Source organism: Glaciecola sp. HTCC2999 (assembly GCF_000155775.1).
GTDB lineage: Bacteria > Pseudomonadota > Gammaproteobacteria > Enterobacterales > Alteromonadaceae > Opacimonas.
In genome coordinates this window covers 233,657-258,043 of sequence record NZ_DS989810.1, presented here as the reverse complement: position 1 = coordinate 258,043, position 24,387 = coordinate 233,657, and the positions used below count along the sequence as shown (strand labels likewise).

At 39.6% G+C, this 24,387-nt stretch carries 19 protein-coding genes; 7 read left to right on the top strand and 12 right to left on the bottom strand.

The window, feature by feature from the left end:
• Positions 1 to 79: 79 nt before the first annotated feature.
• Complete coding sequence (locus G2999_RS01220; protein ID WP_010177907.1) at positions 80 to 2,689, bottom strand: TonB-dependent siderophore receptor; 2,610 nt, start codon at positions 2,687 to 2,689, stop codon at positions 80 to 82.
• A 403-nt stretch (positions 2,690 to 3,092) separates the two neighbouring features.
• On the opposite strand from G2999_RS01220, the gene G2999_RS01215 reads away from it, so the two are divergent.
• Positions 3,093 to 3,560: a cytochrome c gene (locus G2999_RS01215; RefSeq protein WP_010177906.1), complete on the top strand. Its 468-nt coding sequence runs from the start codon at positions 3,093 to 3,095 to the stop codon at positions 3,558 to 3,560.
• A 108-nt stretch (positions 3,561 to 3,668) separates the two neighbouring features.
• Here G2999_RS01215 and G2999_RS11530 read toward each other — a convergent pair whose 3' ends face one another.
• Genes G2999_RS11530 through G2999_RS12525 form a run of 3 tightly spaced genes read right to left on the bottom strand, consistent with a single transcriptional unit; the run spans position 3,669 to position 6,474 of the window.
• On the bottom strand, positions 3,669 to 4,346 hold the full coding sequence (locus G2999_RS11530; protein ID WP_010177905.1) for a cytochrome b/b6 domain-containing protein: 678 nt from the start codon (positions 4,344 to 4,346) through the stop codon (positions 3,669 to 3,671).
• 18 nt (positions 4,347 to 4,364) lie between these two features.
• Positions 4,365 to 5,945: a PH domain-containing protein gene (locus G2999_RS01205; protein ID WP_010177904.1), complete on the bottom strand. Its 1,581-nt coding sequence runs from the start codon at positions 5,943 to 5,945 to the stop codon at positions 4,365 to 4,367.
• Positions 5,938 to 6,474 (bottom strand): PH domain-containing protein, encoded by a 537-nt coding sequence (locus tag G2999_RS12525; RefSeq protein WP_010177903.1) that lies wholly within the window; start codon positions 6,472 to 6,474, stop codon positions 5,938 to 5,940. The genes G2999_RS01205 and G2999_RS12525 overlap by 8 nt, the downstream gene beginning before the upstream one ends.
• Before the next feature lie 157 nt (positions 6,475 to 6,631).
• Between G2999_RS12525 and dapB the strand changes: the two genes are divergently transcribed.
• The 4 genes from dapB to greA all read left to right on the top strand — a co-directional run bounded on the left by dapB (position 6,632) and on the right by greA (position 12,775).
• A complete protein-coding gene (dapB, locus tag G2999_RS01195; protein WP_010177902.1) occupies positions 6,632 to 7,441 on the top strand; it encodes a 4-hydroxy-tetrahydrodipicolinate reductase in 810 nt (269 codons plus the stop codon).
• A 355-nt stretch (positions 7,442 to 7,796) separates the two neighbouring features.
• The gene (carA, locus tag G2999_RS01190) at positions 7,797 to 8,930 is read left to right on the top strand and encodes a glutamine-hydrolyzing carbamoyl-phosphate synthase small subunit (protein ID WP_010177901.1); all 1,134 of its coding nucleotides are present in this window, start codon (positions 7,797 to 7,799) and stop codon (positions 8,928 to 8,930) included.
• An 8-nt stretch (positions 8,931 to 8,938) separates the two neighbouring features.
• Positions 8,939 to 12,160, top strand: a complete 3,222-nt coding sequence (gene carB, locus G2999_RS01185) for a carbamoyl-phosphate synthase large subunit (RefSeq protein ID WP_010177900.1) — start codon at positions 8,939 to 8,941, stop codon at positions 12,158 to 12,160.
• Positions 12,161 to 12,298: 138 nt separating this feature from the next.
• Positions 12,299 to 12,775: a transcription elongation factor GreA gene (gene greA / locus G2999_RS01180; RefSeq protein ID WP_010177899.1), complete on the top strand. Its 477-nt coding sequence runs from the start codon at positions 12,299 to 12,301 to the stop codon at positions 12,773 to 12,775.
• Positions 12,776 to 12,955: 180 nt separating this feature from the next.
• On the opposite strand, the gene G2999_RS01175 is transcribed toward greA, so the two are convergent.
• The 7 genes from G2999_RS01175 to miaB form a co-directional block, all read right to left on the bottom strand.
• Positions 12,956 to 14,602, bottom strand: coding sequence for a SulP family inorganic anion transporter (locus G2999_RS01175; RefSeq protein WP_010177898.1), 1,647 nt, complete (start codon positions 14,600 to 14,602; stop codon positions 12,956 to 12,958).
• Positions 14,603 to 14,704: 102 nt separating this feature from the next.
• Positions 14,705 to 16,009: an amidohydrolase family protein gene (locus G2999_RS01170; protein WP_010177897.1), complete on the bottom strand. Its 1,305-nt coding sequence runs from the start codon at positions 16,007 to 16,009 to the stop codon at positions 14,705 to 14,707.
• A 39-nt stretch (positions 16,010 to 16,048) separates the two neighbouring features.
• Complete coding sequence (lnt, locus tag G2999_RS01165; RefSeq protein ID WP_010177896.1) at positions 16,049 to 17,623, bottom strand: apolipoprotein N-acyltransferase; 1,575 nt, start codon at positions 17,621 to 17,623, stop codon at positions 16,049 to 16,051.
• A gap of 2 nt (positions 17,624 to 17,625) precedes the next feature.
• Complete coding sequence (locus G2999_RS01160) at positions 17,626 to 18,486, bottom strand: HlyC/CorC family transporter (protein WP_010177895.1); 861 nt, start codon at positions 18,484 to 18,486, stop codon at positions 17,626 to 17,628.
• Between the two features lie 53 nt (positions 18,487 to 18,539).
• The gene (gene ybeY, locus G2999_RS01155) at positions 18,540 to 19,028 is read right to left on the bottom strand and encodes an rRNA maturation RNase YbeY (protein WP_010177893.1); all 489 of its coding nucleotides are present in this window, start codon (positions 19,026 to 19,028) and stop codon (positions 18,540 to 18,542) included.
• Positions 19,021 to 20,073, bottom strand: coding sequence for a PhoH family protein (locus G2999_RS01150; RefSeq protein ID WP_010177891.1), 1,053 nt, complete (start codon positions 20,071 to 20,073; stop codon positions 19,021 to 19,023). The genes ybeY and G2999_RS01150 overlap by 8 nt, the downstream gene beginning before the upstream one ends.
• A 25-nt stretch (positions 20,074 to 20,098) precedes the next feature.
• A complete protein-coding gene (miaB, locus tag G2999_RS01145) occupies positions 20,099 to 21,529 on the bottom strand; it encodes a tRNA (N6-isopentenyl adenosine(37)-C2)-methylthiotransferase MiaB (protein ID WP_010177889.1) in 1,431 nt (476 codons plus the stop codon).
• 146 nt (positions 21,530 to 21,675) lie between these two features.
• On the opposite strand from miaB, the gene G2999_RS01140 reads away from it, so the two are divergent.
• Complete coding sequence (locus tag G2999_RS01140) at positions 21,676 to 22,836, top strand: FAD-dependent monooxygenase (protein WP_010177887.1); 1,161 nt, start codon at positions 21,676 to 21,678, stop codon at positions 22,834 to 22,836.
• Between the two features lie 4 nt (positions 22,837 to 22,840).
• On the top strand, positions 22,841 to 23,020 hold the full coding sequence (locus G2999_RS01135; RefSeq protein WP_010177885.1) for a hypothetical protein: 180 nt from the start codon (positions 22,841 to 22,843) through the stop codon (positions 23,018 to 23,020).
• Between the two features lie 23 nt (positions 23,021 to 23,043).
• Here the strand turns inward: G2999_RS01135 and G2999_RS01130 are convergent.
• Positions 23,044 to 24,387, bottom strand: a 1,344-nt coding sequence (locus G2999_RS01130; RefSeq protein WP_010177884.1) for a sodium:alanine symporter family protein, incomplete at its 5' end; no start/stop codon positions are given.

Here is a 24,387-nt window from a genome sequence, read left to right as displayed (position 1 = left end):
AGGTCACTTATTGCTAAGTGACCTTACGCTATATTCTGTGAAATGCAATCATATTGATGCAATCACATAATTTGTTGTCTTAGAAGTTATAAGCAACCTTCGCATACGCAAGACGTCCATTAAACCCATAAGGCGATGTTTCGTAATATACACCACCCCAGTTGTTATTTGGAATACCTTGAGCTGCTGGGATATTAATACGCTCAGCTTCTTTGTTAAGTAAGTTTTGTGCACCCACCGTTAAAACTAAGGTGTCTGTGAAGTTATAACTTACTTCAGCATCTACTGTAAATGATGAGCTAGCAGTAATTGCAGTTGCATCATAATCTACGTGAACACCTTGATATTCACCGTAGTAATTAACACGTGTAAATGCATTAACATTATCCCATGACTGAGCCCATGTTAATGTTGCACGATGGTTAGGTAGATCTTCTTCAAGACGTTTTACTTTAAATGCACCCGTGATATCTGAGAATTTATCAACCGTAGTTTCGTTCCAGTTATACGCTAAACTAAATACTGCATCACCATCTAATACTTCAGCATTGTAATTAGCTACAACGTCTAAACCTTGAGTAGTGGTATCAAAGTCATTGGTGAAGAAAGATACTTGCTGAAGGCTATCAACGTTTGGTACACCTGCTGCACGAAGAACGTCTTTATCAGTTGCTGTAAGATTGATTTTATCTGACTGTGAAATTCGGTCAGTAACTTCAATGTTATAGTAATCAACTGTTAAGAATAAATCACCTGCAGAGTAAACTGCACCTAATGTGTAACTTTGTGACTCTTCTGGCTGTAGTTCAGAACCACCTAATTGAACTGAAATTGGGTTCGTTGGCGGTAACAATGCTGAATCTACTAATACACCACCATCAAGGTTGGTTTGTACGTTAGAAACGTTAGCTTGACCTACTGTTGGAGCACGGAAACCAGATGAGATTGATGAACGGAATGATAGGTCATCAGTCGCATTGTATTGCGCAGAGATTTTATAATTCGTGGTAGAACCAAATGAATCATAATTTTCAAAACGCAACGCTGCACCGACTAATAAGTCTTCAGTCATCGGTAATTCAGCATCGATATAAGCGGCAGCATTACGGCGAGTGAATACACCAGCTGCAGCAGGTTGGAATCCAGGGAAACCATTTGAACCAATACCAAAGCCTTGTGATGTTAAAGGACCCACTGCAAATGATGCTTCATCACCTGCAACCACTTCAAATGACTCTTCATGCCACTCAAGACCGGCAGCTAAATTAACGTCATCATATAAACCCATATCCACAAATTTTACGAAATCTGCGTTGAAGTTTTTCTCTAGTTGAATATATTTACCAGGAGCAAAGTCACGTGGTGTATCTGGACCTAAAGATGCGTTGATGGTGTTGAAAATCAAGAATGCTGATTCACTGCGACCTACTGAACCAGAGAAGTCATATAGCACGCCTGATAATGCACCGTCAGTGAACTCACCTTTAGTACCCATAGTAAGTGATGTATCGGTGATGTTGCCACCAAAGTTAGGCGTGAAACCATCTGGGATTATTTCATTGAACGCAAAACAGTTTGGATCGTTAGCTACACCAGAAATGTAGTCAGCTTGAGTCGTAACGTTACCAGATGTGATTGGAATGGTTGGACAGCTAATGCCATCACCTAAACCAAGACCAGGGTTCACTTGACCTACTGGACCAGGTGTCAAATCACCTACTAGAAGGGTAGAGCCACCATCTAATGAATATACTGTACCACGCGTATGTGGGTTACGATAATAGAAACCACCACGAACATCACGCTCAGAGTAGTTACCAAACATGTAAGCTTCACTATCATTACCTAAGTCTAAACCGACATTCATGAACAATGTAATGTCATCTTTAACTTCTGGAGAACCCCAAATTTGTGCTGGGTTTGGTACATTTAAACCCGCTTCATTAAATGCTGCTGCATCAGGGCGTTGAACTGAGCGACTTGTCGCATCAGAGTTTTTGTACTGAAATGATAAATTAACAAAACCATCATCTGTTAATGGCATACCGACGTTACCGCCGACTTCTGTCATATTTTCGCCTTCGTCAGTATATTGACCAGCTTTTGCGTAAATAGTACCACCATCAGCATCGTCTTTAAGTACGAAGTTCATTACTCCAGCAATAGCATCTGAACCGTATTGTGCAGCTGCGCCGTCACGTAATACTTCAACTTGCTTCATTGCAACACTTGGAATAACAGAGATATCAGGGCCTTGAGCACCGTCATTAATACCACCACCTAAGAATGCGATGACTGAAGAACGGTGACGGCGTTTACCATTTAATAAAATTAATGTTGAATCAGAAGGTAAGCCTCGTAAGTTCGCTGGACGAACTAATGTAGCTGCATCTGAAATAGGGTTTGTATGTACATTTAAAGAGGGAACTGCGCCTTTAAGAATCTCTAACATATCGGTATTACCCGCTTTTGCTAGTTCTTCACCACCGATAATATCGATAGGTACTGGGGATTCTGCTACAGAACGAGGTGCCGCACGGCTACCGACAACAGCGATTTTTTCAACATCTTCAACGTTAGCATCAGCAGCTTGTGCTGAAACATTAGAAGATAACATTACGCTAGATGCAGCTGTTGCAAAAAGCGCTAATTTAACGGCTTTAGAAACCGAATTAATATTATTTTTCATGTAATATGTTTGAACTGTTCAGCATTGTTTGATGCCGATATCAGTACCCTTCGTAGTAGTGTATTTATAGTATGTTGGATGATTATTTGTATCACCCTTTATATCGAAATATATTTTTTTCGATCTGAATAGCATATGCTATTTAGTACTTAAATACTATGTATTTCATTCGAAAGATGTGAATGTTCTAAAAATTGAAGCTCTTATTACCTACCGACGAGCACTATTAATTTATTTATATACATCATGATTATGTTGAAATGACATAAAATTTTTAATGATTATCCGCTTTTATAAAAGCTGTCTAATTGCTATATTGAAATTTGTAAAATGTGGAACACCATTATAAAAAGTATTAAGGTCTTAATACTGAACGAATTACATAAAAAATGGAGAAATTTATATGTCTTTTGTACGAAAAGTATTGCTTATGACAGCAGGCGTGGCACTAACATTGCCAGTTGTTGGAGCAGAGTTAACAGAAAAACAAGCAAAAAGTGCGGTGGAATATCGCCAATCGTTGTTTGAATTGGTGAAAAGTAATATTGGTCCATTAGGAGCGATGGCTAAAGGTAAAGCGCCTATAGACGAAGCTGTTATTGCTAAAAATGCATTACGCCTAGAGCAACTAGGTTTAATGATTTCAGATTATTTTGTGGCGGATACCCGAAACAACAAAGTATCAAACAAATCGTCTGATGCTATTTGGGAGAATCAAGCTGACTTTAATAATAAAGCAGCAAATCTTGTAAAGGCTTCTACAGCGCTTCAAGTGATTGTTGCTAACAAAGATACTGCTAATTATCGAAAAGGCATTGGTGCGGTAGGTGCTACTTGTAAAGCATGCCATGATGACTATAAGAAGGATTAAACTTTCGATCGAGATGGTACTCTAAAAATCAGCGCTGTTGATGAAATGTCTTAACAATTTAGACACTTTATCAACAGCGTTTTTTTATATTAGGATATCAGGTGAATATCAGTACCAAAGTTCGTCTTCAATACCTAGCCATTCGGGTACATAGTTGATTAATACCACTATTTTAATGGTACTTATCAATATACATAACCAGGCACGAAGGTGTAGCTGCAATGTTGTTAAGGTTTGATAATTATGGGCAATGGGTTTGTGACCAGTCAGCATTGCTTTTATGATGTAAGGTTCAGTAGTAAAGCGGTGGTATAAAACCGCTGCGATATGAATAACAACAAACAGTAATAATAAGTTAAATGCCCAATCATGCATGCGTGTAATGATATCGGTTATGTCTCCAGTAAGCCATGAATGCAATGGACCGGTGAAAAATATATCATCCGTCATAAACAAACCTGATAATGATTGGATAAATATAATCACGATAAAACCAAGCACTGCTAGAGCCCCTAATGGGTTATGCGTGGCATAAGGTGTAGATTGTTTACCGGTTATGTATGTCAAAAGGTGGGTTGGGGTAGGGATAAAGGTTGCAAACCGAATCGTTTCTGGCCCAATTACTCCCCACAACACTCTAAATGTCATCATTCCAAGCAATCCATAGCCCACAATAGCATGGTTTTGTATCTGGTCGTCTAATATTTCACCTGAGATGTATTGGAATATAATACCAAGCATCAATAACCAGTGCCAAATTCGAGTGTAAGGATCCCATGTTTGCATATTGTTTATCCTCTTAAATTACATCCATGCTTTTGCTTCAGACTCTACTTTATATAATACATAGTCATAGATTGTCTTAGCATGATCTTGATCAATCATAGGAATATGATAACTGCCCGATGCTAAGTAAATTTTAAGCGAAGCTAATTTATTTTGTTCCATGAAATAACTTTGGGAAAAGGTGATTTTTTGAATTTTAGTAATAGGTAAACAATACTTATCACGTCCTAATAACCCTTTTTGAATATACAAGTACGTCTCATTAATTTGATAACCCCAGCGCAGCCAGCGGCCATATACTAATACTGCTAACACAAAGAATACGGCAATAGGCACCATGGGTGATAAACCCTCATTATAATAACTTGAATAGCTCAGTACACCAGTGATTGGGATCACAATAAAGCTTACATAACGAATAATAAAGCGCTTTGATATCGCCATGAAATCCGTGTTATGTAAATTATGACTAGGAAATACATGCTCAATAATATCTCGACATTCATAGGCAAAAACCGAAGGAACTAATAACTTTGAAGTATCATTGCCACCAGCATTCACACTCGAAATTTGCGCATTAAGTTGGTCTAGTCTCAGGTTAATACGACCAAATACAATATCTAACAGGTCTTGTTTCATTAATGCAATTTGGATGCGAGATAATGGGACACTGACCTCATGCTTTGTAATCAACCCACTTCTACGGATGTACTTATCATGGGTACGGGATAATGTGTAGCCGTAAAACATAATGATGGCACCGATTATCGATAATAGGGTCATTAAGCCAATGACTAATAATAATAAAGAAATCGCCCATACACCAATTTGCCAAGCGGGGTCATTATCCAAGTGAGCTTGAATATCGATACCCATTCCCTCTAATTTTTCTCCTGCAAATGAAAAAATATCGTCCACAAATGGGGCAAGAGCAGCTAACAATATATAAAGACGATTGGATGTGATCCCATGTAGGATTAAATCACCAATACTACGGGTGTTTTCAACCACTTCATCTGATGCTGCTGTGGAATTGTCTGAGTCTAATTGGTATTCATTGTTAACATCAAATGATGAAACCGTATTCGTGCTGTTTGATTTATATTCATTTATTTCTATTTGTAAGGTTTTCGCGAAACTCAAAGGCAACGCTATTAGGCGAGCTTCTTGGTTAAGTGAGCCACCAGAATCAAATGCCATACTAGAAAAGTTAAAAATTCGATAATAAAACGGTTGTTCGATTTTGACATTCTGGATCCGATTAAACGGGAGGTTGACGTGTTTCTTAGAAAAAATACCACTTTTAACTTCCACTGTGCCTTCTGAGAGTCGATAACGAAATACCACAAACGACCAGATTGAGAAAAACGTGATTATACTGAGTAACACACCAATAATAGAAGCTGCTATCCAAGGGTTTGCTTGGATTTTATCCCACAAAACAAACAAGGCAGGTAACATGTAAAAGATATTGTTTAATAAAATAACGAATAGTTTTTCAATATAATAAAGAATAGCCAGTGGTGAGACGCGATGCCACCTGTTGTTATTTTCAGTGATGGTGTCTATTGTTTGTTGAGGAACGGATGAGTTATCCATGGTGCTGCATTTCCTTATGGGCAAGGATCTGATTACGAATACTGTTGGCTGTTTCTAATGCTAAACCTGGAATTTCAAAGGTTTGTGATATGTCACCTGCGCTATAAACGTGAAGCTTAGCCAATCCTACTTTTCTATCTATAGGTCCACGTTTTACTTCAATATGTTGAATACGGCAAATAGGCTGAGTGATAATGTTTTTAAAAATAAGCCCTTTGAATAAGGTGATATCTTGCTCTCTGACACAATAGCCTTTTGCTTTTTCTTCAAAGTATTTAAATAGAATTAGCAATCCTATTATGATACTGGCTCCCATAATAATATTAATGGTGATGTCTCGACCACTTTGTGGCACAGGCCAAAATGGTTGCATCAATGCACATAGCGCTAACATCAATAATACCGCCCAAAAAGTAATACTCACTGCAGTAGTGACCATTGCATAACAATCAGCCAAGTGTGTTTTGGTGGGAGATTCAATCTTAGAATGATCAACATTTAAAATAGAGTTGGTGAAAACGGTACTCATAAAATATCCTATCTTTTATTTGTTCAATTACTATAAACGTGGTTTTTGCGTTTTTGAACTGACCTAACGTACTGATAATGCTACTATGACATAAATCAAAAATGTTTGAGCAGCACAAGTTCAATTAAATTGTAAATTTATGTTTAGTAGGTAAAAAATGTTACAGATCGGGATATTAGGTGCAAGTGGCAGAATGGGTCGTAATCTCATAGATGCTGTTACCCAAGACACACAAACGCGATTACATAGCGCAGCTGTCCGCGCTGAATCGCATTTTTTAAATGCCGATGCCGGCGAGCTTGCAGGAATTGGTAATATTGGTATCCCTCTGCAAACACAATCTTCTATTGTTTATCCTGAATGTGATGTGCTGATAGACTTCACATTACCGGATGCGTTGGCTGCAAATTTGGAATTAGCGATTGCTAGTCAGACGGGTATTGTGATTGGTACTACTGGGTTAAATGACGCTCAATTAGCACTCTTAGATAACGCCGCAACACAGATCCCAATTGTATTTGCAGCTAATTATAGTGTGGGTGTGAATTTGCTTATTAAATTATCTCAGCAAACTGCAAAAATCATGGGAGATACTGCTGATATTGAGATCATTGAAACACATCATCGTCACAAAATTGACGCACCTTCTGGTACTGCGCTTGCATTAGGCCATGGGATTGCAGACACATTAGGGCGTGATTTAAGTACCGATGCTGTTTATGGTAGAGAAGGGCACACTGGTGAGAGACCACAGCAACAAATCGGTTTTGCCACGGTAAGAGGGGGTGATGTAGTGGGTGATCATACCGTTTTATTTGCAGAATTAGGTGAGCGTATTGAATTAACACATAAAGCTTCAAGTCGCATGACGTTCGCAAAAGGTGCAGTACGAGCCGCTAAGTGGCTTGCCAATAAGCCTAATGGATTATATTCAATGATGGATGTCCTTTCATTGAATGATTTATAAAAGCACAATAATGATATCTGTTGGTATCACTGGATTATTAATAGCAGTAAAATGAACACATAAAGTAATCTATATTGATTACTTTTGTTAGTATAAAGTGCTGTTTTTATAGGTTTTGTTAGTAAATTTGTGAATAAAGGCTATTTTCCATAATTTTCACTAATCTGGTGGACGAATATTCATATTACCTATATAATTCTTTTAATTTGCCTGATGTAAGTAATGCTTATTCATGGACAGGAAAAAGCTTTCAGTGCAAAGAACTGTAGACGGGATGTACACGCAGTGTATAGGCATCCCGTTTTTTGTATATGTAATTTAATATTACATCTAGTTTTCCTACCTGGAGGTTGACTTGGCTCATTCTGCCCTATTGGTGTTAGAAGATGGTTCTGTATTTAAAGGTACCGCATTTGGTGCTGAAGGTTTCGCTGTTGGTGAAGTAGTTTTTAATACTTCGATGACAGGTTATCAAGAAATTCTGACCGATCCATCTTACGCTGAACAAATTATTACCCTTACTTATCCTCATATTGGCAACACCGGCACTAATGCTGAAGATGTTGAAGCCAATCAAATCTTCGCCAAAGGCCTAGTCATTCGTGATTTACCGCTAATTGCGAGTAATTTTAGAAACGAATCTTCACTTTCTGATTATTTAAAAGCGAATAATATTTTAGGTATTGCTGATATTGATACCCGACGATTAACGCGAGTATTACGTGAAAAGGGTGCTCAGAACGGTTGTATCGTTGCTGGAGAAGCCCTAACTGAAGCGCAAGCGTTAGAACAAGCAAAAGCTTTCGGTGGATTGAAAGGTCTCGACTTAGCGAAAGAAGTGACTTGTAAAGAAGTGCATGAGTGGAATGACAGCACATGGGTGTTAGGTGATGGATATCATAATGATCAACAAAACTTACCATTTCATGTCGTTGCCTATGATTTCGGCGCTAAACACAATATCTTACGTATGTTGGTAGAGCGTGGTTGTCGTTTAACAGTTGTGCCAGCGCAAACAACAGCTGAAGATGTTTTAGCATTAAGTCCTGATGGCGTATTTTTATCAAATGGTCCTGGTGATCCTGAACCTTGTACATATGCGATTTCAGCGATTCAAACATTGCTTAAACAATCTATCCCTATGTTTGGTATTTGCCTTGGTCACCAATTACTAGCATTAGCCAGTGGCGCGCAAACTGAAAAAATGAAGTTTGGTCATCACGGTGCGAACCATCCAGTAAAAGATTTGAAAAATAACGTGGTTATGATTACTTCACAAAATCATGGTTTTGCGGTAAATCAAGATAGCTTACCAGAAAATATTGAAGTGACTCATGTGTCGCTATTTGACCAGTCACTTCAAGGTATTCATTTAACCGATAAGCCAGCGTTTAGTTTCCAAGGCCATCCAGAGGCGAGTCCAGGTCCTCAAGATGCAGCCGGGTTATTTGACCACTTTATCGAGTTAATCAAGCAACATAAGCAATAGGAAGAACAATGCCAAAGCGTACTGACATAAAAAGTATTCTCATTATCGGGGCAGGCCCTATTGTAATAGGTCAAGCGTGTGAGTTTGACTATTCAGGAGCCCAAGCCTGTAAAGCCCTTCGTGAAGAAGGCTATCGAGTAATTTTAGTTAACTCGAATCCAGCGACGATTATGACTGATCCAGAAATGGCCGATGCAACTTACATTGAGCCGATTCACTGGGAAGTCGTTGAAAAAATTATAGAAAAAGAACGTCCAGACGTCATTCTACCGACGATGGGTGGTCAGACAGCGCTTAACTGTGCACTTGATTTAAATAAATTTGGTGTCTTAGAGAAATATAATTGCGAATTAATTGGCGCGACAGCTGATGCAATTGATAAAGCGGAAGATCGTGAACGTTTTGATAAGGCAATGAAATCAATTGGACTTGAGTGTCCTCGAGCGGAAATAGCCCATTCACTTGAAGAAGCTCATGAAGTGTCTAAACGAATCGGTTTTCCATGCATTATACGCCCATCATTCACGATGGGAGGATCTGGCGGTGGTATTGCTTATAATATTGATGAGTTTAATGAAATTTGTACTCGTGGTTTAGATTTATCTCCCACTTCAGAACTCTTGATTGATGAGTCCTTGATTGGTTGGAAAGAATACGAAATGGAAGTGGTACGTGATAAAGCAGATAACTGCATTATTGTTTGTACGATTGAAAATTTCGATCCAATGGGGGTGCATACCGGTGACTCGATTACGGTTGCTCCTGCACAAACCTTAACAGATAAAGAATTCCAGATAATGCGTAATGCAGCAATGGCAGTATTACGTGAAATCGGTGTTGAAACGGGTGGTTCTAACGTCCAGTTTGGTATTTGTCCAAATACAGGTCGTATGGTCATCATTGAAATGAACCCACGCGTATCGCGTTCTTCTGCGTTAGCTTCAAAAGCAACGGGTTTCCCGATAGCTAAAGTGGCCGCGAAATTAGCAATTGGTTATACCTTGGATGAGCTTGCAAATGACATCACTGGTGGTCTGACTCCTGCATCTTTTGAACCTGCCATTGATTACGTTGTGACTAAAATACCTCGTTTCAATTTTGAAAAATTTGCTGGTGCTAACGACCGCTTAACGACTCAAATGAAGTCTGTTGGTGAAGTCATGGCAATCGGCCGTAACCAACAAGAGTCACTCCAAAAAGCGTTACGTGGCCTTGAAGTCGGTGTGAATGGTTTAGACCCAATTCTAGATTTAGATGATCCAGAAGCTAAAAATATTTTGATTTATCAATTACGAGAGCCGGGTGCTGAACGCATATGGTATATCGGTGATGCCTTTAGAATGGGCTGGAGTGTTGATGAAATATTTGACCTGACGAATATTGATCGTTGGTACTTAGTACAGTTAGAAGAAATTATACAATTAGAACAATTGATTGAACGTATTGGTCTAGGTGCGATCGATGAAACCTTAATGCGTAATTTGAAACGTAAAGGATTCTCAGATGCTCGTTTAGCTGATCTAACGAAAGTTTCAGAAGATGATGTGCGTGATACTCGTCTAAAAATGAATATAAAACCTGTTTATAAACGTGTAGATACGTGTGCAGCGGAATTCTCTACATCGACTGCATATATGTATTCGACGTATGATGAAGAATGTGAGGCGCAACCATCAGATAAAGATAAAATCATGGTGCTTGGAGGCGGGCCAAACCGCATCGGTCAAGGTATTGAATTTGATTACTGTTGTGTGCATGCTGCATTAGCTATGCGTGATGACGGTTACGAAACAATCATGGTAAATTGTAACCCTGAAACTGTCTCAACAGATTATGATACGTCAGATCGCTTATATTTTGAGCCAGTAACACTCGAAGACGTATTAGAAATCGTTCGCGTTGAACAGCCTAAAGGTGTCATTGTCCAATATGGTGGTCAAACCCCACTTAAGTTAGCTCGAGCATTAGAAGCTAACGGTGTCCCAATTATTGGTACTTCACCAGATGCAATTGATCGGGCTGAAGATCGAGAACGTTTCCAGCACATGGTCCATAAACTAGATTTAAAACAGCCTGCTAATGCAACTGTTTCTAATATGGAACAAGCATTAGAAGAAGCCGTTAAAATCGGATTCCCGCTCGTCGTGCGTCCTTCTTATGTATTAGGTGGTCGAGCGATGGAAATCGTTTATGACCTGAAAGACTTGAAACGTTACTTAAACGAAGCGGTAAAAGTCTCTAATGACTCACCAGTATTACTAGATCGTTTCTTGGATGATGCGATTGAAGTCGATATTGATGCGATTTGTGATGGTGAAAAAGTTGTCATTGGTGGGATCATGGAGCACATCGAACAAGCAGGGGTTCACTCTGGTGATTCAGCCTGTTCATTGCCACCACATTCACTCAGTGAAGAGATCCAAAATGTGATGCGTGCCCAAGTCAAAGCCATGGCCTTAGAATTAGGTGTTGTGGGTTTGATGAATACGCAATTTGCTGTGAAAGACGGCGAAGTGTATTTGATTGAAGTTAATCCACGTGCAGCCCGAACTATTCCATTTGTATCTAAAGCCACCGGTCGAGCTTGTGCGAAAATTGCAGCACGAGCAATGGCGGGTCAATCTTTAGCGGAGCAAGGTGTTGTGGATGAAATTATTCCACCGTTTTACTCTGTTAAAGAAGTTGTTCTGCCTTTCGCCAAATTCCAAGGTGTTGATCCTTTATTAGGTCCGGAAATGCGCTCCACTGGTGAAGTAATGGGTGTTGGCGATACATTTGAAGAAGCCTACGCTAAAGCAAATTTAGGCGCATCTGAGCCATTACCAAGTTCAGGTAAAGCATTATTATCTGTTCGTAATAATGATAAAGTTCGCTTGGTTGAACTTGCTAAATTGATGCAAGAAAAAGGCTTTAAACTGGAAGCGACTCGCGGTACTGCTTCAGCGTTACTAGAAGCTGGCATCCAGGATGTTGACGTAGTAAACAAAGTATCTGAAGGTCGTCCTAATATTGTTGATGCGATTAAAAATGGCGAATATGTATATATAGTCAATACGACTGAAGGCCGTCAAGCCATTACAGATTCGGTTTATATTCGTAAAGAAGCATTATTGAATAAAGCGACTTACACGACGACCTTAAATGCAGCTTTTGCCACAATCCAAGCAAAAGAAGCGGATGATAGAGCTCGTGTAACATCAGTTCAAGAGCTTCACCAACGTATTAAGTAATCGATAAGTCATCAACATCAGGTGACTTTAAGCATATAAACGATTATCATATGCAAAAATTTAGAACGTTTAAAAGTGCGCCTCAATGGCGCATTTTTTATCGGATATCAAAATAAATATATTAATGGAGCGAGAGCGATGACTCAATATCCTATGACTGCTCATGGAGCAGAAATGTTACGTGCTGAGTTACAAGAGTTAAAATCTGTGAAACGTCCAGAAATCATTACTGCTATTGCTGAGGCACGTGAGCACGGTGATTTAAAAGAAAATGCTGAATATCATGCTGCGCGTGAACAGCAAAGTTTTTGTGAAGGGCGTATCCAAGACATTGAAGGTAAATTATCTAACGCTCAAATCATTGATGTGACTAAGATGGAAAATACTGGGAAAATCATTTTTGGTACGACAGTCACATTGATCAATTGTGAAACTGATGATGAAATTACCTATAAAATTGTTGGCGATGATGAAGCGGATATTAAAAATAATCTGATTTCTGTTAATTCTCCCATTGCCCGTGGATTAATCGGTAAAATGGTTGATGATGTAGCGAATATTCAAACACCTAAAGGTGTAGTTGAATTTGAAGTAATCGAAGTACAGTACATTTAAATAGTGAAGGTATTTGCTTTGTGCAAATAATGTCTAGTGACTAACTTTACTGATACGGAAAAGGTGTAAACATACTATATGTTTACACCTTTTTTGCTTTTAAGTGAACAACTATCTATATGAGTCTCAATCACAAAGGATTTTGGTGATACAAGCATTTACATATATTCAACGGATATATTATTTAGACACGCGGTCCAATGCCATTTCAAGTGCTGCTGTGCGTGATTGGGTGAAATCTTCATCTCGTAAGCGTGTATGTAAACCCAGATTCTGTAATTTTTCTTTTGCTTTAGCAGTATTAACGACCACATAAACCGTTTTATTTTTATCTAACGCTTCTTCAATGACGTTTTCTAAGGATAAAGTGATGGTGTCATCTAATATTGAAACATCACTTAAATCGATAATGATTACATCGTGGTTTTCGATATTTTTACGTTCACGTGCTAATGCTTTTGATACACCAAAAATCATTGCGCCAGACAAGTAGAAGAATAACACCTTACCTTGAGCTTGATTTAATAAGCGACGTTGTTCCGGTTCTAGTGGGTTACGATCATCTACATCCGACATCGCTTTAATATTTTTAGATTGGCTGGCAGAGAGCTTTTCTATCGTAATGACATTAGCAATAAATACACCTATACCCACAGCTACTATAAGGTCGACAAATACAGTTAGTAGTAAAACTGCATACATAATGACAGTTGAATGACGAGAGACCCTGTGAGCGCGCTTTATGAAGCTCCAATCGAGGATGTCTACACCTACTTTTACTGCAATACCTGCTAATACTGCTAGTGGGATCATTTCAATCAACGATGCAGCACCAAATACTGCAATAACCAGTACTAATACACGTATAACACCGGATAATGCTGTTCGTCCCCCTGATTGAATATTAACAACGGTGCCCATAGTCGCACCCGCACCAGGTAAGCCGCCAAATAATCCTGACATGATATTACCTAAGCCTTGCCCAATAAGTTCTTTATTTGACTTGTGTTCGGTACGGGTCAAATTATCTGCGATCACAGAGGTTAACATCGAATCTATACAGCCCAACATGCCAAGCACAATTGCATCAAGTAACATAATTCTTACTTGGTCTTGAGTGAATGAAGGCATAATCATATTCGGTAGGGTAATATCAATTTCACCGATACGTTGAATAGGGTTAGTACCAATAGTAATAACTGAAACGAGACTGATAACAACCAGTGCTATTAATTGGGGGGGGATATTCTTTTTTATTTTTGCAGGAGTAAAAAATAAAATACATAACGTCAGACAAAATAGTAAAAGCTCTAATGTAACGATATTACTTAATAAATCCGGTAAGGAAACGAGTGTCCCTATTACGCCACCACTGGGTGCACTTTGCCCTAATGCAGGGGCGAGTTGCAAGATGATCAAGATTAAACCGATCCCTGACATAAACCCTGATACAACCGAGTAGGGCATAAGAGTGATATATTTACCTAATTTTAAAAAGCCAAATATGATTTGAAATAAACCAGCAAGCATCACCACAGTAAATGCCATTGCCATACCATTTTCTGGGTTCGCGGCGACTAACGACATAACAACGGCTGTCATGACAACAGTCATAGGGCCGGTAGGCTCAGAAATAAGTGTAGATGTGCCACCAAATAATGACGCAAATAAACCGATAATAATCGCACCATAAAGGCCGGCTTCAGCCCCTGCACCCGAAGCAACACCGAAGGTTAAAGCAAGCGGTAATGAGACAATAGCAGCGGTTAAACCACCTAAAGCGTCGCCTTTAAGATTATCGAAAGTTAGTCTATTGAGAGATAACATATTGTTTAAATTATTCTTTTTGGTGAATGTTTTTATTGTTTCAAGTCAGGCTAAGAATATCAAGCCCGACCACTTTAAGCTGAGTGATGCGATAATGCGCTATTATCTGTCGTGTTTTACCACAACCCCATCTTTAATCACCACTTGGATATTTTCTAATAAGGACAAATCGTTCATAACATCACCCTTAACTGCAATGATATCTGCCATTTTACCCTCATCGATGCTTCCGAGTAATGCGCTTTTGCCTAATAAGTTAGCTGGATGCATCGTAGCTGCTTGGATAGCTTCCATCGGGGACATCCCAAAGCGAACCATGCGAGTAAGTTGTCGTGCATTGTCACCATGAGGGTAAACACCTGCATCAGAACCGAATATCATTTTCACGCCAGCTTCATAAGCAGTAGTAAAACTGGTTCTTTGACGCTTACCTACAGTGCGTTCTTTAGCTAATGATTCCTCTAATATACCCGCTTTTTCACCTTCACCCAGAATATATTCAGTGACATAAATATCCATTGATAAGTACGTGCCCATTTCCTTTGCTAATGCAATCGCTTCTTCGTCTAAAAAACTCGCATGCTCAACAGAATCAACACCTGCTCGGATAGCATTCTTAATTCCATCTGTACCATGCGCGTGAGCGGCAACGGTTAAACCTCTCAAATGAGCCTCAGTAATAAGCGCTTGCATCTCTTCAAATGAAAATTGCTGTGCGCCAACTTTAGTCCCTTTAGATAAGACACCACCAGTCGCACAGAACTTAATAACATCAGCACCATACTTGATATTCTGACGGACCTTAGTACGGACAGCCCAAGGACCATCGGCAACGCCTTCAGATTTTGCCTCATACTCAAAGGGGAGAAGGTTATTATCACAATGACCGCCAGTTACGCCTATAGAGGGCCCAGATACATACATGCGAGGACCTAATACATCGCCATCATTAATGGCGTCGCGTAAAGCAACATCAGCATAACCAGGTGCACCCACATTTCGCACTGTAGTAAAGCCAGCCATTAATGTTGAGCGGGCATTTTTAACGCCAGTGATTGCACTGCGAGGCGTTGAAATTTTTAATCTACGATAGCCATGAACATTCGAGTCGGATGTTAAATGCACATGCATATCCATCAACCCAGGAAGTAAAGTGTGTCCAGATAAATCTAATACAGTAGCATCGTTTGGCACTGCTTTTGAACCTTGAGTACCCACATATTGAATCACATTATTTTCGATAATGACTAATGGACTGTCTAAGACTTTACTGTTGTTCACATCCACCAAAGCATCTGCTTTTATGACTGTCGTTGCTGCGTGAGAAAGAGATGAAATTCCTAGCGAAGCAGAAATAGTTAATGCTATTGCAAGCGAATGAAAGACACGATTATTTTTGCTCATCATTGTAGGTGTTCTCCAATTAAAATATAGATTTATTACGCCTTAACTGTTACGCGTAACCATTGAAAAGCCTATAAATAAAGCCATCCAGATAAAACACATTATTACATTTATGATATCACCAAAGCGGCGGTATAGGGTGTTATTGGTGTTGATTGTAACCTCATCGATTAACATACCTGATTCAAATTGAGGTAATTGAGATTGTATCCGACCCCGGTGATCGATGATACCTGTTATTCCATTATTGGTCACACGTAAAACGGGTAAACCGAATTCTAAAGCTCGCATCTGAGCTATTTGCATATGTTGATGAGGGCCATGTGAGTCACCAAACCACGCATCATTTGACACCGTAATAATGGCATGAGTATCTGGGGTAATGTTAGCGTGAATTTGTCTAGGGAACACAATTTCAAAACAGATTGCGGGTAGTAAATTAATACTGTTAGCAACCAAATTATCTTGTACGTATTGTCCTCTAGTAAACGAGGACATGGGTAAATCAAATATTGGTGCTAATCCTCTTAACCAATTTTCAAATGGAATAAATTCACCGATTGGTAATAAATGATGTTTGGCAAAGCGATTATTATGATTGTAATAATATTGTGGTTGTTTAAGGTTATTATCTTTTTTACCGAGGCTGATAAGCTGATTAAGTATTTCATTTTTACCCATATCATAATTAACAATCCCGGTGATTAACCCGGTATTTGTATAAAAGGCTTGTTGATCAAGTTGATGTAAAAATAATTGTGCTTCGGATTCCAGTTTTGGAATGGCAGCCTCGGGCCAAATCACCAAATCGTTTTGCCATAACCCTTGGGACATGTTTAAATATTTATCCATGATAGGGCGGTCTAATTCAGGTAACCATCGCATAGACTGCTCTATATTGCCTTGAACAAGACCAACACTGAAGGTCTTTGGCTGAGCACCTGTATCAATGGGTTTAAAATACATTACGGCACTACTTCCCAAAACAAGAATAGCGACTATGCCACCATAGGCAAAGCGTGTGACGGAAGGTTGTGACACTGTTTGATGAAGCATCGATTGGATGCGTGAATGAATGATTACAGCTACACAGGAACTGAGCATTAGCATCACTGTGGTCAGTCCGGTTTCACCAATAACAGGAGCCAGATATGCAAAAGGGGTATGCAGTTGAGAATAGCCTAACGATAACCAAGGAAAACCAGTCAATATAACACTGCGAAAGTATTCCATAGCGCTCCAAGCGATTGGGGCGGTTGCAATAAAAGCGAGTAGACCAAAGCGATATTGGATCCAATGAACGAATTTGCCAAAACCCATCACAAATAATGCTAAATAACTGACCAATACCAACATCATCAGTATAGAAACAATTAGTGGCACCCCACCAAATTGGGCGATACTGACATGTACCCAGCTAATTCCTGCGCCAAACCATCCTAAGCCAAACAAAAAACTGATGCGCAAAGGCATAGATGTGCGCAGAAGTAGTACTAAAAATGCACATAATGAAAGGAATGTAATAGGATAATTAAAGGGGGCAAAGCTTAAGGTAAGTGACAACCCTAAGCTAAGGGACAATAGACCTTGAGACCAAGGATTATTGATCCTACCCATATTTAAGAATTGACCTCTGGTAAAGTAACTTTAAGCTGTTGAATGCGACGCTTATCAGAGTTAGTGATTTTAAATTCAATGTTATTAAGAGTGATTTTATCACCCGTTTCTGGCATATGACCAAAGCCTTTGAGTATAATCCCTGCAATGGTATCGGCATCTTCTTCGTTGAAGTTACTTTCAAAGAAGCTATTGAATTCACTTACAGGAGTGAGGGCTTTGACAGAGTATGTGTGCTTGTTCAGCGGACGAATACCATCGGTTTCTTGTTCATCAGCATCATGTTCATCTTCTATTTCACCGACTATGAGTTCAAGTATATCCTCGATAGTGACTAGCCCTGATACACCACCATATTCATCAACAACAATCGCCATGTGGTAACGTTGCTGACGGAAATCTTTGAGCAATACGTCCACGCGCTTTGATTCAGGTACAATGACCGCTTCACGTAGTATTTCTTTGAGTATAAGGTCTTTTTCTTGGTCAAACACATAGGCCAACAAATCTTTTGCTAATAATATGCCTTCGATGTGGTCTTTATCTTCTGAAATGACAGGAAAACGGGAGTGAGCTGATTCAATGACCTGAGGCAAAAGGGTATCGGCAGTGGCATTGATATCGATTGTAATCATTTGTGCACGTGGGATCATAATATCACGTACTTTCATTTTATTGACTTCGATGACGCCTTCGATCATTTCGCGTGTTTGTGGATTGATGACGTCATTGAGTTCGGCTTCGGTAATAACGTCAACAAGTTCTTCGTGATTTGTCGGTTCTGGGCTAAAGGTATCTTTCAGTTTTTCGATCCAACCTTTAGAAGCAGAACCGTTTGTAGAGTAGGGGTTATCATCGCTCATGGTGCGTTAATGTTCTCAGTTATGTAAAAGAAATAAGTAATATAGTGTATAAATTAATCAACTTGATAAGGATCGTCAATCCCTAATTCGTTTAATACTGCAATCTCATGGTTTTCCATGACTACAGCTTCATTATTTTCAATATGGTCAAATCCTAACAAATGCAAGGTACCATGCACTATTAGATGCTGATAATGGTGTATAAGTGATTTCTGTTGTTCTTTAGCTTCTGTTTTTACAACAGCGTCACAAATGATTAAATCACCAAGCAAGGTTGATTCAATAAAATCAGGAATTTCAGCCGGAAAAGACAATACATTCGTCGGCTTATCTTTATCGCGATAGGTGTGATTTAACGATTGTGATTCAACACTATCGACAAAGCGGATGGTTAATTCGCCGACAGAATCATTATGATTATTTAAGACGGAAGTGACCGTTTTGATTATGATGTCATCACTCAGCTGTGCTTGGGTTTCAGATAACTGAGATGGCTCACTTATCGCCCATTGTATATCAATATCGATATCTGATTTACTCACTAGCGTCTCGTTCTGCTTTGGCCGCGGCTTCAGCCGCTTTTTTTTCAGCGCGAATTTTTGACTGCATCTCATCATGTTTTTCGTATGCTTGCACAATACGAGCAACCACAGGATGGCGAACGACATCTTGAGCGTTAAAGAAATTAAATGAAATCTCATCTACTTCAGGCAATACTTCAATACTGTGTCTTAAACCTGAGCGTACACCACGGGGTAAGTCAATTTGGGTAATGTCGCCGGTAATCACAGCTTTAGAATTAAAACCAATACGGGTGAGAAACATTTTCATTTGTTCTGCGGTCGTATTCTGGCTCTCATCTAAGATAATAAACGCATCATTAAGTGTCCGACCACGCATATATGCTAAGGGGGCAATTTCTATCACGTTGCGTTCGATAAGTTTTTCAACTTTTTCAAACCCTAACATTTCAAATAATGCGTCATACAATGGACGTAAATAGGGATCTACTTTTTGTGACAAATCACCCGGTAGGAAGCCGAGTTTTTCGCCGGCTTCTACCGCTGGGCGAGTAAGCAGAATTCGACGAATATCCTGACGTTCCAAGGCATCTACTGCACAAGCAACCGCTAAATAGGTTTTCCCCGTACCTGCTGGCCCAATGCCAAACGTAATATCGTGATTAATAATATTGGCAACGTATTCAGCTTGGTTTGGGTTACGTGGCTTAACTACACCACGCTTCGTTTTTATATGAACTTGCTTTCCATAAGGATTATCATCTTCAGTGCTTTGTTCGAGTACACGTTGAGATTGGATAGCAAGATGAATATCTTCTGGATCGAGTTCTTTCATCTCACCCTTAACCGGGGCCGTTTCAACATAAAGTTGTGTGAGTAATTCACTTGCAATTTTTATTACATGTGCAGTGCCGATGAGTTTAAACACATTATTACGATAAGTGATTTCAACACCTAAACGGCGCTCAAGTTGTTTAATATTATTATCATAAGGCCCACATAAACTGGCCAAACGCTTATTATCCTCAGGAGCTAATACAATTTCACTTACGTCTAAATTACTCAAAAATGCCTCGATTGGTTGTTAAAAATTAAGCTTGAGAAGCAGGAGTGACAATGTTCACCCCTAATGTTTTAGCTTGTTTTTGTAAAATACTTTGGGGTGAAACAGCAATACGTAATCCCATATCGGCTTCACGACGAATTACATTACCACGAAGGGAATTACTGTATACATCAGTGACTTTGACATCAACAAACTGACCAATCATGTCAGGAGTGCCTTCAAAATTAACCACGCGATTGTTTTCTGTTCGACCAGTTAGTTCCATTGGGTTTTTCTTTGATGGCCCTTCAACCAAAATTCGCTGTTCCGTATCCATCATATTGCGCGCAATACGTTGGGCACTTTGATTAATCCGTTCCTGTAAAATCCATAAGCGTTGTTTCTTTTCTGCTTCGCTGACATCATCAGGCAAGTCTGCTGCAGGAGTACCAGGACGGGCAGAATAGATAAAACTAAAGCTTAAATCATATTCAATATCATTGATGAGTTTCATTGTGTCAGCAAAATCCTGTTCAGATTCACCAGGAAATCCAATGATAAAATCTGAAGACATGGAAAGATTAGGGCGAATTTTTTTCAACGCTCGGATTTTGGATTTATATTCAATGGCAGTATGACCGCGTTTCATCAAATTTAAAATTCGATCTGAACCACTTTGTACTGGAAGATGTAAATGATCCACTAACTCGGGAATTGACGCATAGGCTTCAATGATATCGTCAGTAAATTCAACCGGATGCGACGTGGTATAGCGAATTCGGTCAATACCATCAATTGACGCAATTAATTCAAGTAATTCTGCGAAGCGACAAATACTGCCGTCAAAATGAGGACCACGGAAAGCATTCACATTTTGCCCTAACAAATTCACTTCACGGACACCTTGTTCAGCTAACTGTGCGACTTCCAATAATACATCATCGACTGGGCGAGAGACTTCTTCACCACGTGTGTATGGAACAACACAGAACGTACAATACTTAGAACAACCTTCCATAATAGAGACAAAAGCACTCGGTCCTTCAGCCCGCGGCTCAGGTAAACGGTCGAATTTTTCAATCTCAGGGAAGCTAACATCCACAACACTTTTTGAACCACCTTTAATGTCTTTAATCATTTCAGGTAAACGATGTAATGTTTGTGGACCAAAAATAATATCTACATAAGGCGCACGTTGACGTATGTGGTCACCTTCTTGAGATGCAACACAACCACCCACGCCAATAATCAAATCCGGCTTATCATTTTTAAGGTTCTTCCAGCGACCTAATTGATGAAACACTTTTTCTTGGGCTTTTTCACGAATAGAGCATGTGTTTAATAAAATCACATCGGCATCTTCAGCCTCCTCGGCTAGCGTGTAACCGTGGGTTGCATCTAACAAATCTGCCATTTTTTCCGAGTCATACTCGTTCATTTGGCAGCCCCAAGTTTTGATATATAATTTTTGGCTCATGGATGGGCTTTCTGTCATTAATTATTATGTGCTATTTTAGCCTGATATTGAGCCAATGACTAGTGTTGCACGTAATTGGTTCTGCTAGCATAATACGGTTAATCATCTGCACATGTAATAAGTTTTGTGCACTACCAAGGAATTTCATGACTCACATTCAAACACAATACGTAGTGGTTGGTGGCGGTATGGTTGGAACCGCTATGGCACTTGGCTTAGCTCGTATGGATAAGCGTGTTGTGTTATTAGAAGCATTTCCAGCATCGCCATATGAATCGTCTCAAGTACCAGATTCACGAATGTCTGCACTTGCGCAAGCGAGTGTAGAGTTTTTAACCGATTTAGGAGCCTGGTCCGCTATTGAATCAAAACGTACACGACCATATACAGCTTTGGCTGTGTGGGATCATCCTTTAGCTCGCACCGAGTTTCATGCGCAAGACATTGGTGCTGATCGTTTAGGTGTATTCGTTGAAAACCGAATTACTCAGTTAGGGTTATCTGAAACATTATTGGGATATGAAAATTGTTCAATTATTCATGCCAAAGCCGTCACGAGTGATGCACGAACAGGTGTCGTAGTATGTGATAATGGGGTACAAATAAAAGCCCAATATATTATTGCGGCAGATGGTGTGCATTCAGGTATACGTAAGGCCGCAGAGATAGCGACACAAGGTTGGCAATATGGCCAGCAAGCCCTCGGCATCACGATCCAAACCCACTATGCAACCAACATTGCAGCTAAGACTGCTCAACAAATGACATGGCAACAGTTTACACCCTCAGGACCTCTCGCATTTCTTCCTATGCATGAGGATTATGCATCATTAGTATGGTATGACACGCCAGAACGAATCGCGCATTTAACCGCATTATCACATAGTGAATTGCATGATGAAATTGTGCAGCATTTTCCAAAAGAAGTCGGCGAATTTTCGGTATTAAATGCGACTTCATTTCCGCTTACTAGAATGCACGCCGTTAGATATATTAAACATAAAGTCACATTAATTGGTGATGCTGCTCATGCAATTAATCCGTTGGCTGGGCAGGGCGTGAATTTAGGCTTTCAAGATGTTAAATGTTTACTTGATGTAATTATGCGAGATGGCGATTGGATAAACGAATACGAAAAACCACGCCAGCGTGCTAATTTACTGATGATGAGTGCAATGGATGCTTTTTATGTCACTTTCTCTAATGATAATCCGTTACTCAAAGCGGTACGAAATGTTGGTCTATTTGCTGCTGATAAAGGCGGTAAACTCAAACATACAGTGATGAAAAAAGCGATGGGGATATAATAGTATGACGATGATTTATATTTTAGCGATTCTTTTTGTATCACTGTTTGTCTTGGTAAAAATCTTAGAAAATTCAAAAATGTGGATATCGGAAGAGAGCAGCAGTAAGCTGAGTCGCTGGTTTATGCCGTTAGTCGGCGTTTTATTAGTTGTGCAACTAGTCATGATGGTGTTTCGTGACTAGCTGTTAACAACACAATAAAAGGATTATTTATTCCAAATCCCTTTTTCAGTATTTCCTTGGATTTCACAATCGCCATCTTTATATTCAATGGTTTCTTTGCGTTCTAGTTTACCGATATAGTCTCTGGTAATAGAGACAATAGTCGGTGTCATTAACACAATGGCTGTGATATTTATAACCGTCATTAAACCCAATGCCATATCAGCTGCAGCCCACACTTTAGGGAGTGCGGCCATCGAGCCCCATAAAATCATTAATAAATAACCGATTGTGTAACATCCACGACCTAACTTATTGTCAAGTTTAAACATATGCAGATTACTTTCTCCGTACGCATAATTAGCGACTACAGAAGTAAAAGCAAATAGTGCGATGGCGGCGGCAACAAAATCACTGCCATACTCACCTAAATGAAATTCCATTGCAGATTGGGTCAACCTGATCCCTTCCATTTGTTCTCCAGCACTTCCACCCGCGAGTAAAATAATAAAAGCAGTCGCCGTACATAAAATCATAGTATCCACGAATACGCCAAGCATTTGCACATACCCTTGCGACGCTGGATGATTTGGGTTGGGAGTAGCAGACGCTGCTGCATGAGGTACACTTCCCGAGCCTGCTTCATTAGAGTAAAGCCCACGTTGCACGCCATTCGCAATGGCTGCACCAAAAGTACCAGCTACCGCTTCTTGTAGGCCAAATGCTTGTAGTATGATATCGGCTAATACACCGGGTAATAAATCAATGTTAATGATCATAATAATGACCGCTACCGAGACATACGCTATCCCCATGAATGGCACAACCCACTGAGCAAAATTGGCAATGGCACGAAGGCCACCTACCACGATTAATGCCGCTAAAGCGATGATAACTAATCCGGAGTACAGCGTATCGACACCGTATGCATTATTGAGCGCATCAGTGATCGTGTTAGCTTGAACCGCTGAAAAAATGAATCCATATCCTAAAAATAAGCATAAAGAGAAGAGTACCGCTAACCAACGTTTTTTAAGTCCCTGTTGGATATAGTATGCTGGACCGCCACGGAATTCACCGTTGGCATCTTTGACTTTGTATAATTGCCCTAACACACTCTCAGCAAAGCCTGTAGCCATCCCTAAAAATGCAATAACCCACATCCAGAATATAGCACCCGCACCCCCCAGAGAAATTGCAACCGCAACACCGGCTAAATTACCTGTACCGACGCGAGCAGAAAGAGAAGTACATAATGCTTGGAAAGATGAAATGCCAGCTTTATCAGAGGTTGTAGAATGACGCATGATGCTAAACATGTGTGTGAAATATTTGATTTGGATAAAACCTAATTTCCACGTAAAGAAAATACCGCCTAATAACAGCAT